This window comes from Candidatus Synchoanobacter obligatus (genome assembly GCF_024259865.1).
Lineage (GTDB): Bacteria > Pseudomonadota > Gammaproteobacteria > Comchoanobacterales > Comchoanobacteraceae > Synchoanobacter > Synchoanobacter obligatus.
Genome location: NZ_JAKUDN010000002.1, coordinates 251575 through 266648, shown reverse-complemented (window position 1 = coordinate 266648; position 15074 = coordinate 251575). Strand labels below are relative to the sequence as shown.

Here is a 15074-nt window from a genome sequence, read left to right as displayed (position 1 = left end):
CTTTCTCAAGCCAGAGAAAAAAGTCTTCTCTACATGGAAGATGCTTGCAAATATTGTCACAGCGGGATAGAATCAATACCAGGTAAGGATTGGATCGACTATGTTACGCAACACTTATGCCGTTATCAACCAAAAAGGCGGTGTCGGAAAAACCACCACGACCATATCATTAGCAGCTGCTGCAGCCAAAATGAAGAAAAAGGTCCTGTTGGTCGACCTTGATCCGCAGGCCAATGCGACAACAGGCTGTATGGAAACCTCTGACCGATCTATTAAAGAGGCCTTTGACAACCATGCAAGCTTCACTGACTGCATTCAAAGAACCTCTGAAGGATTCGACATTCTGGCCTCAAGCTATGATTTAACCGCCAGTGAAATTTCACTCATGTCATCATCCCTAAAAGAACAAACCCTACTGTCAGGACTGAAAAGCCTACCAACACAGTATGATATGATTTTAATTGATTGCTCACCAAGCTTAAACATCCTCACCATGAATGCCTTGGTAGCAGCCAGCAATGTATTAATCCCGATCCAATGTGAATACTATGCCCTAGAAGGCCTCACCAAGCTACTACAAACCATTGAGTCCACGCGAAGAAGCTTAGGGCTTGCAACCCATAGCTTATTATTACTTCGCACCATGTATGACGGCAGAAATCGTTTGGCCATCGACGTATCATCAGAATTGACCGAGCACTTTGGCAGCGCCTTGCTCAACACCGTCATACCTCGAAATATTCGCTTGGCTGAAGCACCCAGCTACGGCAAAAGCATTTTTTCTTATGACCCAAGATGCCATGGTGCCATGGCCTATTTAGCGCTCATGGCTGAAATGCTGAAACGCGCAAAACAACTGGAAGCAACCACATGAAAAAACCAAAAAGACGACTAGGACGCGCACTGAGCGACATGGGTGTACAAGCGCTATTATCTGATGCTCAAGCAGATCTTCAGCCCAACGAACAGATCAAACACATTGACCTAGCCAAGATCTCACCGAACAAAAACCAACCGAGAAAGACATTTAAGCCTGAGCCCCTCAGTGAGCTGGCAGAATCAGTGAAATCCCATGGCGTTCTTCAACCGATCATTGTCACACCTAAAGCCGAAGGCTATGAAATCATAGCAGGAGAACGACGGTATCGGGCTTGTATTCAAGCAGGGCTCAACACCATACCCACTATTATCAAGAACCTTGATGAACTGGCAGCAGAATCGATTGCCATCATTGAAAACATTCAACGAGAAGCGCTGAATCCCATTGACCAAGCTTTTGCTTATGCGCGTTTGATTGACAACCACCAGCTGTCTCATGACGATGTGGCCAAAAAAGTCAACAAGTCACGATCAGCGATCTCGAACTCACTTCGCCTCATCAAACTACACCCAGAGGCCAAACAAGCTTTGAAAGATGGCTTAATTGACATGGGTCATGGACGCACCCTATTGGGCGCCCCTTATGAAAAACAGCCTCAGCTAACGCTCACCATCATCAAACGCCAACTGTCTGTACGACAAGTGGAACAATTAATCAAGCAACTGAACCAGCCCAAGCCACAGCGATCCCCTAAAGACAACCATTGGATTGCCAATACCTTGAAACAGCTGAACTTAAAAGCAAGAATTCGAGGCTCACATGAAAAAGGCGCCATCACGCTACAGTACGACTCTCCAGAGTCTTTGGAGAAGATCTTATCAGCACTGACAAGCCAACAGCACCTCCAAAACAAAGAAAGCGCTTGACAGCGGCCGTGCGTACTTATATAATTTTCAGATATTTCTTTCAAGAAACCTTTTCTCGTTTATTTAATTAGGGCGTTATCATGACCATTATCCATACAACGGACAGCACCTTTGATCAAGATGTTTTAGAATCCTCCAAACCGATATTGGTTGATTTTTGGGCTGACTGGTGCAATCCATGTAAGCGCATTGCACCCATCTTGGCTGAAATTGCTGAAGAACAATCCGAGTGCACCATTTGCAAGATTGACATTGTCGACAACCCCAAGACCATGGAGCGCTTCGATGTTAAGGGTCTTCCCAGTCTGTTGCTTTTCCATAATGGGAAAATTATTGCCCGCAAAGTCGGCGCCCTCTCTAAAAACCAGATCCTTGAATTTTTATCTCAAGCCAACGCAGAAACAGCAGAATAAGGCAGAAACCCTATGAACCCAACCAAACCATCGCAAAACAATAAGCAATCCCCCAAGCAAGATCAGCGCCAAAGACGCCCTGAACAACAAGCGCAAAATGAACAAGACCAGGCACCACAAAAGCCTTCAGTCATTATCAACCTTATTGACCTTAGAAACATGGACATCAAGGCTTTGCACGCCAAAGCCAAAAGCATTGGACTAGAATACAACCGCCAGTCTCGTCAAGAGCTATTGTTCGCCATTCAGAAGCTCCTATCCAAAAAAGGTGCCAAAATGATCCTTGAAGGCCCATCTTCTGGTGTATTAGAGATTGTACAAGACGGCTATGGTTTCCTAAGATCCCCCCAAACCAGTTACCATCCAGGTCCTGATGACATTTATGTACCACCACAAATCATTAAACAGTATCGTTTAAAAACAGGGGTGATTTTCTCAAAAGTTACATTAAGACCGCCCAACAGAGGCGAGCGTTACTTTGCGGTTGATGAAGTATTTGAAGTGAATATGCGCCCAGTACAAGAACAAGTGCTGTTGGTGCCATTTGGTGACAAACCTGCAGAATTCCCAACAGAATGGCTCCAGCTTGAGCAAGGGTCTGGGCATAAAAGCGACACCATTGGTCGGATGATTGATATTGTAGCGCCCATCGGTAAAGGCCAAAGAAGCTTAATCGTGGCCCCGCCCAAGACTGGTAAAACCGTGATGCTTCAAAGCATTGCCAATGCGATATTAAAAAGCAACCCTGAATGCAAGGTGTTCATGCTATTACTGGATGAACGACCAGAGGAAGTTACTGATAACATGCGTTCTGTTGATGCTGAAATCATTGCCAGTCCGTTTGACAATCCACCAAGCCGTCATATTCAAGTGGCTGAAATGGTATTGGCCAAAGCCAAGCGTTTGGCAGAGAGCGGCGATGATGTTGTAATCTTCCTAGACTCCATCACCCGTCTTGCCCGTGCCTACAACCATGTTGCCGCCACAGACAACAAGATTCTATCTGGCGGTATTTCTGCCTCAGCCCTACAACGCCCTAAGCGTTTCTTTGGTGCTGCCAGAAACCTAATGGATGGTGGTAGCTTGAGCATTATTGCAACGGCATTGATCGATACCGGATCAAAAGCCGATGAAGTGATTTATGAAGAGTTCAAAGGTACCGGTAACCATGAGATTCACCTCATGCGACACTTGGCACAGAAGCGCATCTATCCAGCCCTTGATGTCAAACAATCCGGAACCCGTAAAGAAGAGATTTTGGTATCTGCTGAATATCTCAACTATTGCTGGATCTTAAGAAAGTATTTACAAACCATGGATGAGGCTCAAGCCACTGAACTGGTCATTCAACGGGTACAAGCAACCAAAACAAATGAGAAGTTTTTTGAATCCATGAAAGAAACTTAATACTTTTTTAAGAGAACACTATACATTAAAGAGCAACTGCTGCATAATGGTAAATATTTAATGTCACATGGAGCAGTGAATGAACAAATCATTATCCTTATGCGCAAGCATATTACTCTTATCGCCTCTTGCAGGTGCCGCCGTAACAGATGGCATCAAAGCGTCACTCCAAGTAGGAACTTTTGTACAAAGCTTTGGTGAAAGTGGTGGATCCGAAACCAACATCTTAGGTGGAACAGCGAAAAAGCCCGAGACAGGATCGGTTAAAACAGCCACCTATACCCTACCAACCATTGGTGCCACCGTAGAAAAAGCTTTTGGAGAAGGCAAGTTTAGTGCCCGAATAGGTGCTGCTGTTAGCAAATCAGACAAGGTTGTGCTGGCTCAAAGTGTTGCAGACGCCGACGCCAACGACGGAGAGACAGACATCATCGGATTTAGCATTGAACCTAAGGCTAAGTTCTTCATAGACGGGCTCTATAACATGGGCGACTTTGCTGCAGGAATCAGATTCACTGTCATCAGAGATGAACTCCAAATGTTCTACGATGATGGTGCTGATGGCGATGGTCTTGCCAGAGGCGCCAATCGCCCCGATCCAGATACCACAGCAGACTTCACCTATGATGATAATCGCTACGTTCCTGGTCTCGTTGTTAAAGCCGGAACACAACTTGGTGACAGCGCCATCCATGCCCACGTCGATGTATCATACAGCATGAGAGACACCGATACGATCAAGAATGATGCCGACAATACAACCATCTTCCATGCGGCCACACCAATGCGATACATCACAGGGAATATTGGCTTAAGCTATGTTCCTAACAACGGATAAACACGGAGAGTTAACATGAAATTTAAAACACTTTTCTTAGGAGCGTTACTTGCCTCAACAATGACATTGGCAGATGAAGACACTGATGCCAAATTTTCAGGTGGGGTTGGTGCTAGTGTCTATACAATACAATATGGGACCCATGATGGAACGGCTGATTCTGAAACTTTAATATTTAATGGCACAGTCCAAACCAATGGCGCGGATCATAGTCATGCGACCATTGCAGACAATGCCCTTGTATTTGGCGCTGACGCTACAAAACCATTTAAAGGCTTTAACGCAAAAGGGGCCGTCACAATAGCCTTTTTTGGTAGTGATGCAGAAGATGTTTTCCAAATGTTTGGTCACTCCTCAAATAGCGGTGGCTCTGACATAGAAACATTAAAAGTCACCCAAAAGACCAAGAACATTTTTTCTTTCTTCCTTGGCGGAGAAATGTCTGGGGCCAGTCTAGGTTTTACCGCGCACAGAGTCAGCAGCGAGTTGATTGCAAACTTTGAGGGTGGCGGCGCGGCTGTTGATCCTCAAGGTTCTGAACAGTCCTCATGGTTTTTGGGGGGCGATGCTGCGGTGAGTGGTCAGCTATCAGATTCTATCTCAGGTGAGATCACTGGCTCTTATGCCTGGGGCACCACGAAAGGTGAAGACAGCRAAGCAGAATTTGCGCTCAAATCAGACACAGACTCTGTACTCAAAAGGGTGGTTTTATTGGTGAAATACTCTCCAAATAAAGACTCCAGCGATTAGCTAGAGAACCTGTTTTCCTCAGAGGCACTATTTGTGCCTCTTTTTTTTATGAAAAAAAAATTAAAATGCGTAGCTTAAGCGATTAAAGTCTGTTATTATGACTGTATTTATCACATGGAGCTCGTGAAATGAAACGATCGTTAACCCTCTTTGCAAGTGTTGCGCTACTAGCAGCCCCTTTAACCCAAGCAGCCGTAGACATGTCTCAGTTTAAGTTTGATGCTGGCGTTGGAAAAAAACATGTTACACTGGGTGATCAGAAAGACACCACCAAAACCCTTATGTCTTCTGATGGAACAAGTAATGGTGCAAACGCTGTTTCTTATGGAACACCATTTGTGAGTCTCTCGGCCAGTATGGACATGAGAAACTTTAGAATCTCAGCTGAAGCCTACATGCAAACAGGTGATACAATTCATGCTTCTAACGTGGAAAATAACCGAGTGGGCCTAAACACAGGTTCTGTTGCAGGTGTGGTGCAACAGGTTGGTGATGACACGATACTTGGGGGAATCAAGACATTTTTCTTTGGGGATGAAGTTGACGGTAACGCTGCCATAACTGGAGAGATAGAATTACACTCCGCCACATACAATATTGGCGCCAACACCCTGGATGTTTCTCAGAAGTTTGCGGTCACCTTTAAGGGTGAATATGCCTTTGGTGATGAAGACAATGGCGCTGCAATTGGCTTGGGTATTTGCCGTACTGCAGATGAGTTTACCTACACAGGATCTAAGGAAGACTCTTCCACTAAGGCTCTTGGGGAGTCAGACGTTAATGTAACAGCAACTATAGATGCCTTCGATGATGGCGCTAATGATGATAATGACGATGTTGTAGATGATACAAATCTAGCTCCGATCGTGCTAACAGCCGCATCCGGCAGCCTTGCAGACCAAGACAAAGAAGTGTTTGACGAAGGCGTATGGTGGTTTGGATTAACGGCATCTAGCCAAACACAGATCAATGACAACATTGGTGTAAGACTTGGTGGTGGTTACTACGTCAGAAGTTTTGATACATCATCAGTAACCGATTCTGACACTGACACCATGAAGCTATTCCAAGCTTCAACAGATGCTGTCATGTCAGTATGTAATATGTCTATCTCGTTTTCTAGATCATAGAAGCGTTCAGACATAAGAAAAGGGAGCTATTTGCTCCCTTTTCTTTATTCTCAGAATATTGATCCCTTTTTGAAAAGCACCTATAATGGTTTTAATTTGATCACATGGAGCCGGTGACATGAACAAAAGTCTTAGTCTTGCAGTATTGCTGCTTTCTCCCCTAACCGCTGCTATCAGTGTCTCAGCAGGTGTTGGGGTCCACTCAATCGAACTTGGTGATTGTACCGCAGATACCAAACACCTTATTGGTGGGTATGGCGACGATGCTGCAGCTGAAAACTTAGCGCCTAGAGTGAGCTGTGGCACCTATGCCCGACCAACCGCTCATCTCAAGATTGAACATCCACTAAAGGCATTTGATCGCGGGAATGTCTCTATTGCAGGGACCGTTGAAATAAGTAGCAGTGATAAACGTTATTTTGCGCATGCCATTATGCGTCACACCAGTGGTGATGACTACTATAGAAGCGCTCATGTTGCCAATGAAGCAAAACTTGCCTCTCACCTAGATGTGATGTTTGCGCCAACCAATAGTGCGTCGCAACTGGGCTTACGCTTCAGTCGCAATGCTGATAAGTTTATCTTTTTAACAGATCTTGGTGCAGATGCTAGTAAATTTGAGTCAGTAGAGTTTGATGACGCCTCTTGGTGGTATGGCTTGGTTGCAGAGACCAAAGCAGACTTCAAGCGTGTGCAAGTCACAGCAAAGTTGGCATACACGATACACAGCTATGATACCACCGAGTCTGAGCAAAGCATTATCATTAGCTCCGCCCAAAACCACGCTATCACGCCACTTGTTTTTGGTGCCGCGACAGACAGTAGCCAGCTTTCTGGTAGCATTAGTTTTGGCATGAGCCCTAGTGAGTAATCCATTACCGTTCAGTTTTAGGAGACATTATGAACATCAAACCCTTATTAACCCGTAGCTTGGTGCTTTTGCCTTTATTGAGCCAAGCCTTTAATTTACAAGGCGGCTTGTCTGCCAATACCTTGTGCTTAGGAAAACCCAGCGAACTGACAGAAAAAGACCAACACCAAGCCGATCAGCTAGAGTTTGAAGATACCGCACAATCGCGCGGCGGTCATGATCACGGAAAAACCGATGGCTTGGCTGGTGCTTGCACCAATCTATTTGGGGCTTTTGCGTCAGTATCACGAGACTTTGAGTCACAACCAATTTCTATTGGTGCAACAGCGGCGATTTTCCCAACTACCGCCCATACACTGGTCGATGTCAGTTTGGATGAGACATCGCATACGGACCATATTCATAAGCGATACAGTCTTACCCAAAAGTCAGAAACCAAAGGCAGCCTAACGCTGGATGCAGCATACCACGTCACGCCGAACATTTCTGCAGGGGCACAGCTAGGATATCTGTGGATAAACATCCAGCAAACGCTTGGAGATGATACAACAGATTATCCTCAAGACCTAAAGGATAATAAAACGTTTTATGGCGGGGGATATCTGATGGTCACCAACCCAATATCTGAGGCTTTGGCAACCAATGCCCGACTACAGATGAACCTAGGGAACTTTAAAGGTGATGAAAGCGCTGATAGTAAAACCTCTAACTTTGATGTCGATGTGCCTTTTTATTATTGGTCAGTATTGGTGGGCTTGTCTAGAAATGGTGAGTAACCCCATTCAGTCTAACGAAGGGGCGTTGCCCCTTTGTTATTTTATCCCCTTGAAATAAAGATCATTCCAAAAAATATTAGAGTACTGTATTAGTAGTTAGAAATTTGTATGGCATACTACATTAATGATGAACGGAAAACGCTATGCAACAAGAACATGTTTTAACCCCCTCTAAAATAACAGCTGCTGACTTTAAAGCATGGTTTGTGTGTTTGTCTGCAGGACTCTTTTTCTTCTATGATTTTATTCAACTCAATATGTTTAATACGCTGAACCCTTATGTGGCACAAGCGTTCCACTTAGATGCCGTTGGTATTGGTTACTTGGCCTCTACTTACATGTTTGCCACCGTCTGCATGTTACCATTTAGCGGCGCTCTCTTAGACAGGTTTCCAACCCGACAGGTCATTCTGGTCGCCATGCTCATTTGTACGTTTTCGACCTTGCTGTTTTCTGTGGCACATAGCATATGGATTGCGGCTCTGGCTCGGTTCATTTGTGGCGCATCAACCGCGTTTTGTTTTCTAAGTTGTATTGTGCTGTCTACACGCTGGTTTCCAAGTCATAAAATGGCTCAGATAACAGGAGCCATTGTGACCATGGCCATGCTGGGGGGCGCGCTTTCGCAAGAACCGTTGGCACATTTAATTGAGTATGTTGGCTGGCGCCATGCACTTCAGATCGACACCCTTCTTGGCTTGGTTTTATTTGTGATGATGTACTTCTCCATTGAAAACTATCCTGCCGGGAAAAAAGCACCTGAGCTCAATACTGAGCCGGTTTTAGACAGCTACAAACAAGCATTCAAAAACCCCCAAAACATGATTTGTGGGCTTTATACCAGCTTGATGAACCTGTTTATTTTTGTTTTTGGCGCGGCTTGGGGGAGCAGCTATTTGCACCATGTCTACGGCTTAGACTTTACTGTTGCAAGCCGTATCACCACCATGCTGTTTTTTGGAACGATTGTCGGGTCACCTTTGGCCGGATACCTCTCCGACTGTCTGCGTAAAAGGCGCCTTCCCATGATCTTGGGAGCCATTGTATCATTTGGGCTGGCCTTTATGCTGCTCTTGAGACCCTCTCTGAGCACCTCTGAGCTTGCTGCAATATTCTTTATCATTGGGGTCACAACCAGCACACAGATTATTAGCTATCCTGTGATCTTTGAAACCAATTCCCCCAAAATCACTGGTGCCTGTGAGGCGCTGGCTGGTGTCTTAATCATGTCTGGTGGGGCAATTTTTCAGCCGATATTTGGTATCATGATGCAGTCTCATTGGGAAGGGAACTTTAGACAAGTTGGTGAGAATGGCCTGCCGATCTATAGCGGTGGAGATTATCACTTTGCCTATATTATTCTGCCTGTCATGCTATTACTCTGCATCTGGTTGGCAAGACACGTAAAAGAAACAAACTGCAAACTGGTATGGAAAGACACTACCTCCTCAAACGGCTAGTCTCATTACCCGTTATTTGGGCAAGCATCGCCATGGTACACGTTAGCATTTTAATGCTCATGCCTGGGGATGCGATCGCCACCTTGGCCAGCACTGCTGATCCGATGTTCCAACAGCCCTTTAACTACAGTGTGCCTTCTTTGGCAACGGTTCTGATGCAACTACTTCAGGGTCATCTGGGTCATAGTATCTTTTTACAACAGCCGGTCAGCCAATTGATTCTGTCACACCTTAGACCTACCCTGATACTAACGTTAATGGCCTTTGTCCCATTATATGGCTTGGGGCTTGTGCTGGGCTGGTTTTTGCAACGGGGTCATGTTTGGGCAAAGATCATCCACCAGCTATGCACCGCAATGGCTGCATTGCCCAGCTGTTTAATCTATACCCTGGTCTTTGTCCTGCAGTATCAACTATTCCGAGAACCTTTGTCTCACACCTACCTGTATGGTGCTGGATTTCTGGCGTTAAGGCGTATTGCGCCTTTGGCCAACTTGGTGAGTCATTGTCTATCAACCACTATTGATGCACCTTATATCCACATGGCCAGGCGGCGTGGTGTGGCTCCGATTAAAATAGCAACGGTCTATATCTTAAAGAATGCGCTCATCCCCGTTTGGGTCAGACTCCCCAAACATTTTGCTCAAGTGCTGTTTGCCGGGACCTTAACCATTGAGGTATTGTTTTCAATACCTGGACTGGGGAGGCTAACGTTTACCGCGTTGAAGCATTATGATTACCCCTTAATCATGGGATGCTTGATGGCAAGCTGCATGTGTTTATCATTGTGCTACTTGACGGGTGATGTCATTGCACAATGGCTGTCTCCTAAGATGACCATAGGTGGTTCGTGACTTTATACCTTCGTCCCCTTTTGATACTCTTGTTTGTCTACGGCATGCTACCCCTTGTCTGTAATGACCTGCCGCTTCTTATTGTCCATAATCATCAGTGGTTCTGTCCTCTAATGACGCAATATCTAGAAACGGACTTTGGTGGTGATGTGCCACTTAAAATGGATTACCAATCCCCAGAAGGCAACATCCTCTTAAAAGAGGCTTGGGTATTAAACGCACCCTATCCTTATGGGCTCAGCCCAGACTATAAGACACCGCATCATTTGGAAAGTCCAAGCAAGAGTCATTGGTTGGGCACCAACGATATCGGGCAAGACATCCTGGTCTATGCCCTTCATGCAGCAGTGCTAAGTTCCCTCACCAGTCTAATTCTTACATACCTATGCCTTTGGTCTGGCAGTCTTCTAGGGGTAGTTGCAGGGCTTTACGGAGGCTCTGTAGACATCACCATTATGTGGCTTAAAGAACTGTGTCGGAGTGTGCCTTTTGCCTTTCTGGTTATCTTAATACCCAAACATTCATTCGGATTATTTATGGTCTTATTTACCTGTACACAGTGGACAAAATATGCCCAATTGTGCCGTAATAAAACCTATGAGCTCTGTCATCAACCGTTCATGTTAGATGCGTCTCATAATAAAATGCCACTATGGCAACGCTATTGTCAGCATATACTGCCACATCTATCACCGCTTTGCCGAAGTCAGATAAGCTATACCTGGATGAACTATTTGGCCATGATAGAGAGTCTGGCGTATTTTGATATTAGAATGTATCCCGATTTACCCTCTTTAGGGTTCTTGATTCAGCAATCCAAAATGCATCCTCAAGCGATCTGGATGATGACGGCATGTGCAATAGGATTTGGGATGGTTGGTTGTTTTGCACTCTATTTTTCTCGTCAAAAGGAAAAGGACATCCCTGTCCCTTAGTAGACCAGTGCTATGCAACAAGTCCACTGCCACCACCTAAGCCACTACCACCTGGACCTGGGTTATTCCTATCAAACTTATTGAATTTCAATGGGCGACAAGCATCATGCTGCTGTTGAGGCCTGCGCTTTTTGCAAGGCGTTTCTTCGAGAGAGGCGAAAAGCACCATCCGCACAGGGTCGTTTGGAGCGAGCCCATGGCGACGTGGCCTTGCTGGCTGCGCTGGGGCGCCTTGCTGCTCAGCAGCATCCTCTGGCATGATCTGAGCCTGTGGCGTACTTTGCTCTGAACCATTACTATTATTTGTCATATTGACTCCTTAGTTATAATCGATCCAACTTTACCAAGGCAAGGCCCTTGTTGCAATAGGTTTTTACCTTTATTTTCCTTAAAAAAACGTTGCTTTTTTAGCTTTGAATCAACCCCATGAGCACACGAGAAAATCCCAAACATTTTTTTAAAAAAATAAGCAAGATTGCACCTAAAAAAAAATACGCTATACTGCCTAAAAGTGAGGACAAACTGATTGACTGCTATAAGACTATATGCTAAAGAATTTTCAATAACCGACCCCATTCAAACCAGGGCTTTGTCATGCAGCCTTGAAGCCGGCGAATGTTTACAGGTTATTGGCCCGAATCAGAGCGGAAAAACCCTGTTAGCACAAGCCATCATTAGCGATAAGATAGAATCCTATAATGGAGAAGTTCACAAAGACCCTGATGTCTCATACATCCCCCAACAGGCTTGGAACACACTCAACCCAACAAGAAGTATCGCCAAACATTTCTATGATATATTAGGCCTCCCCATCCCCAAAGATACTGTGGTAATACTTGAAAGATTAAACATTCCACCATTACTGCAACACCAGCCATGTGCCATACTGAGCCATGGTCAAGCGCAATCGGCTGCCATCTTGTTGGCACTGGCCTCTAAACCCAAACTGTTGATTGCAGACAGCCCTTGGGAAGCTTTGTCTCCTCTACATCAAGACATCATTCAAACAGAATGGTTACAGCATTGTAAAAATGGTATGGCTGTCTTGCTGTTTGGCCATGATGCAACACCTCGTCTGGGAAAGTGGTACTTTAAATTACAACCAAACCGTCAACTAACGCCTAACATAATGAAACACTCCCCTTCTTCAGAAGCCTTTTTAACCATTAGAAATCTTAGACCACAACGAGGCCCCGAGCCCAACCCCATAAACCTTCAGCTCAACTTGCGGCAAAAAATGGGTATTATGGGAGCGAATGGTTGTGGGAAGTCCCGTCTGTTAATGGCCATTATGCAGCATATTCCATACCAAGGAGAGATTCTTATTGATGGCAAAGCCATCACAAATGATACCTTACCCAAAGCTCAGATGGTCTTCCAAGACGTTGCTGCAAGCTTTAATCCCAAAATCACTTTGGGTTCAACAAAAACAGACCCGTCAGTCAATATAGAAATATTGATGTCATTGTGTCACAAGCTTCAGCTGCCAGCAAGATGGGAGGACATGTTGCCGCAACAACTGCCAAGAACTGTGCTCACCTCCTTGGCATTAATACGTGCTCTCAGCCGAGAACCTCAGCTGCTATTGGTAGATGAGCCCTTTGCTATGGGTGATATGCACTGGAGCCAACAATGCTGCCAGTTCCTCAATGAACAAAATGTTGCGATGATTATCGTCGACCATCAACAGCATTTCCTAAACCAATGTTGCCACACCATACAGCAGATTCCTAATGAAACATAATTGGCTCAAACTGTTACTGTTCTTAAGCTGCTGGATATTACGTGCCCAAGAGCACAACCACTTTAAGCAAGCATTTATTGGCAGGCCTTCATCGCTACATCCATTCTCACCGGAAGGCACACCATACCCAGGATTGTCATTGGCATATGAAACACTGATACAGGCACAACACATGCCAGGAGCCTATGACCATTTGTTAGCACAGCAGCTGATCGCAGACACCGCAACAAAAGACCTTGAAATCCACTTAAATCCTTTGGCGAGATTCCATAACCAAGCGCCCGTGACCACGGCTGATGTCATCAATTCATTACAGCTATATCAAAGCCAGTACAGTCATCCGCAGTTCCAAACACTCTTTCAGTCCCTGTCCATTACCCCCAAAACAACAACTGTTTTTATACTTCACTACCAAGACTCTTTAGAAAATACTTTGGCTTTATTGGCCAAAATGCCTATTGTGCCAGTAAACAGTGATCCTGGCTTCAAATTACTCCCTATGGGGTCTGGCCCTTACCAAATCACTCACCATGACAGTGCCTCAATACACTATCATAGACAATCTTATTGGGGCGCTGAACTGCCTCACGCCAAAGAGCGGTATCATTTCAAAGACATCTCTTATCACCACTATCCCAGTACTTTTCATGCCCATCTGGCCTATATGCAAGGCCATATTGACTACTACATTGAAACCTCTGCCACAAGATGGCATGGGCTCTGCCAAAGCATGCCCTCACATACTCATAACTTAATACACTCAGAGCACCAATATACTCAAGCCTTATGGCTAAATGACCACTCTGTTGTTTTACAGGATCCCGCTGTTCGTCAAATGCTGTATGAGCTACTTGATCTGGAGTTTTTAAATAACTGGCTGTATCACCAACAGTACCGTGTCAACAAGCACCCACCAAGCCCCCACACGCATCGTGTTCATACCCATCACAGGCTTGAAGCGGCGGGATGGCATCTAGGGCCAGATCATATTCGATATAAAAATGGCCATGCACTGACCTTTTCAATCACGCTGTGGCACCACCATTGGGATGCAGCACTAACCCACCTAAAGCAATCTCTGGATACCGTTGGCGCCAAGCTGGTCCTAAACCATGTCTCAAAATCCATCTACCTAAAACAGAAACGCTTACAACAATATGACCTCATCATAGAGCCAATGGTCATTTATGCTAACGGATGCTATCAATATGACCCAATAGCACACCGAACACCGATCCTCCATTTATTAGAGAAAATGAGTCATGATGCGTCCGACTTGTCTTCGTTACATCTTGAAAAAACCTTGATAGAAACGCTTGTCCACCAGCAATGGCTCATCCCTCTGTTTCAATCAAACAGTTATCGAGTAGTGATACGACCAAATGTTCATGTCACATCTGAGCCAGATCCACTGTTCTGGTGGAAAGACCCAATGCCTCTTGATTCAGAAAACATCTCTTAATACATGTATTATGGCAGTATTGGCGTGACAGCCCGAACATTTCTTTCGTATGGTCTTTTTTTATTTTTAAGGGACTTCTTTCCGATGACGGCAGTCTTCTTTACCCCATGATGACGCGTTCGGCACGCACCCTGGTCCTGACTGGATTCATAGTACTTATTATTGCCTAGTGACATTCTTAAACGGGAAGGCAAAACAGACACCCTCTTTTTCGATGATATATTAGAAACACTGTGACCTTCTTTGCCGTAAAAACTTGAAACATCAGCCCCAAAATCCACTTCTTTGAACCCCTGCAGGCCCTCCCCCATAGATTTAACGCGACGCAGCTCCTTTGCAACGTCGTTTTTGTTAAAATCATAGGCTATGGCAAAAACCTTACCATGCGCTTGTATGATTCGCAGACTCCTAAAAATATGCTCTGCATGAATCATAGCTTCGGGACACTCTTCTAGCATAAGATGTATTTTTTTAACCATGACATGGGCCAAAATGCCCTTTTGGTACATCTTCTTATAAAACTTCCGAATACCTACCATAGGTAGTGACAACAGATGTTGCAAAAGCAAACTACTATCATCTCCTGACAACGCTTCTGAGGCAAGGGGTAAAAACTTAACACCGGTATGTAATAACTCACGGATTCTTTTAATGGCATACTGTTCTAATGTGATCATGGCTTGTCTTA

At 44.9% G+C, this 15074-nt stretch carries 16 protein-coding genes; 14 read left to right on the top strand and 2 right to left on the bottom strand.

Features of this window, described 5'->3' with window-relative positions; all coding sequences use genetic code 11:
- Window positions 1-100: 100 nt before the first annotated feature.
- From MKS91_RS03055 to MKS91_RS03000, 12 genes are all read left to right on the top strand, one after another.
- Entirely contained in the window at window positions 101-874 is a 774-nt protein-coding gene (locus MKS91_RS03055; RefSeq protein ID WP_258569370.1) for a ParA family protein, read from the top strand.
- The gene (locus MKS91_RS03050) at window positions 871-1746 is read left to right on the top strand and encodes a ParB/RepB/Spo0J family partition protein (RefSeq protein ID WP_258569369.1); all 876 of its coding nucleotides are present in this window, start codon (window positions 871-873) and stop codon (window positions 1744-1746) included. The genes MKS91_RS03055 and MKS91_RS03050 overlap by 4 nt, the downstream gene beginning before the upstream one ends.
- An 80-nt stretch (window positions 1747-1826) precedes the next feature.
- Window positions 1827-2159, top strand: a complete 333-nt coding sequence (trxA, locus tag MKS91_RS03045) for a thioredoxin (protein WP_258569368.1) — start codon at window positions 1827-1829, stop codon at window positions 2157-2159.
- Between the two features lie 135 nt (window positions 2160-2294).
- The gene (gene rho, locus MKS91_RS03040; RefSeq protein WP_258569784.1) at window positions 2295-3566 is read left to right on the top strand and encodes a transcription termination factor Rho; all 1272 of its coding nucleotides are present in this window, start codon (window positions 2295-2297) and stop codon (window positions 3564-3566) included.
- A 79-nt stretch (window positions 3567-3645) separates the two neighbouring features.
- A complete protein-coding gene (locus tag MKS91_RS03035) occupies window positions 3646-4404 on the top strand; it encodes a hypothetical protein (protein ID WP_258569367.1) in 759 nt (252 codons plus the stop codon).
- A gap of 15 nt (window positions 4405-4419) precedes the next feature.
- On the top strand, window positions 4420-5154 hold the full coding sequence (locus MKS91_RS03030) for a hypothetical protein (RefSeq protein WP_258569366.1): 735 nt from the start codon (window positions 4420-4422) through the stop codon (window positions 5152-5154).
- 128 nt (window positions 5155-5282) lie between these two features.
- Window positions 5283-6284, top strand: coding sequence for a hypothetical protein (locus MKS91_RS03025; protein WP_258569365.1), 1002 nt, complete (start codon window positions 5283-5285; stop codon window positions 6282-6284).
- Between the two features lie 118 nt (window positions 6285-6402).
- On the top strand, window positions 6403-7155 hold the full coding sequence (locus MKS91_RS03020) for a hypothetical protein (protein ID WP_258569364.1): 753 nt from the start codon (window positions 6403-6405) through the stop codon (window positions 7153-7155).
- A 29-nt stretch (window positions 7156-7184) separates the two neighbouring features.
- Window positions 7185-7931 (top strand): hypothetical protein, encoded by a 747-nt coding sequence (locus MKS91_RS03015; protein WP_258569363.1) that lies wholly within the window; start codon window positions 7185-7187, stop codon window positions 7929-7931.
- A gap of 143 nt (window positions 7932-8074) precedes the next feature.
- Window positions 8075-9391, top strand: a complete 1317-nt coding sequence (locus tag MKS91_RS03010) for an MFS transporter (RefSeq protein WP_258569362.1) — start codon at window positions 8075-8077, stop codon at window positions 9389-9391.
- Window positions 9361-10245: an ABC transporter permease gene (locus tag MKS91_RS03005; RefSeq protein ID WP_258569361.1), complete on the top strand. Its 885-nt coding sequence runs from the start codon at window positions 9361-9363 to the stop codon at window positions 10243-10245. The genes MKS91_RS03010 and MKS91_RS03005 overlap by 31 nt, the downstream gene beginning before the upstream one ends.
- 113 nt (window positions 10246-10358) lie before the next feature.
- Window positions 10359-11180: an ABC transporter permease subunit gene (locus tag MKS91_RS03000; RefSeq protein ID WP_258569360.1), complete on the top strand. Its 822-nt coding sequence runs from the start codon at window positions 10359-10361 to the stop codon at window positions 11178-11180.
- Window positions 11181-11190: 10 nt separating this feature from the next.
- Here MKS91_RS03000 and MKS91_RS02995 read toward each other — a convergent pair whose 3' ends face one another.
- A complete protein-coding gene (locus MKS91_RS02995; protein WP_258569359.1) occupies window positions 11191-11490 on the bottom strand; it encodes a hypothetical protein in 300 nt (99 codons plus the stop codon).
- Window positions 11491-11706: 216 nt separating this feature from the next.
- Here MKS91_RS02995 and MKS91_RS02990 point away from each other — a divergent pair, with 216 nt between their 5' ends.
- Both MKS91_RS02990 and MKS91_RS02985 read left to right on the top strand, forming a co-directional pair.
- Window positions 11707-12924: an ATP-binding cassette domain-containing protein gene (locus MKS91_RS02990; RefSeq protein WP_258569358.1), complete on the top strand. Its 1218-nt coding sequence runs from the start codon at window positions 11707-11709 to the stop codon at window positions 12922-12924.
- Entirely contained in the window at window positions 12914-14386 is a 1473-nt protein-coding gene (locus tag MKS91_RS02985; protein WP_258569357.1) for an ABC transporter substrate-binding protein, read from the top strand. The genes MKS91_RS02990 and MKS91_RS02985 overlap by 11 nt, the downstream gene beginning before the upstream one ends.
- Before the next feature lie 8 nt (window positions 14387-14394).
- Here MKS91_RS02985 and MKS91_RS02980 read toward each other — a convergent pair whose 3' ends face one another.
- Window positions 14395-15063: a hypothetical protein gene (locus tag MKS91_RS02980; protein ID WP_258569356.1), complete on the bottom strand. Its 669-nt coding sequence runs from the start codon at window positions 15061-15063 to the stop codon at window positions 14395-14397.
- Between the last annotated feature and the right edge of the window lie 11 nt (window positions 15064-15074).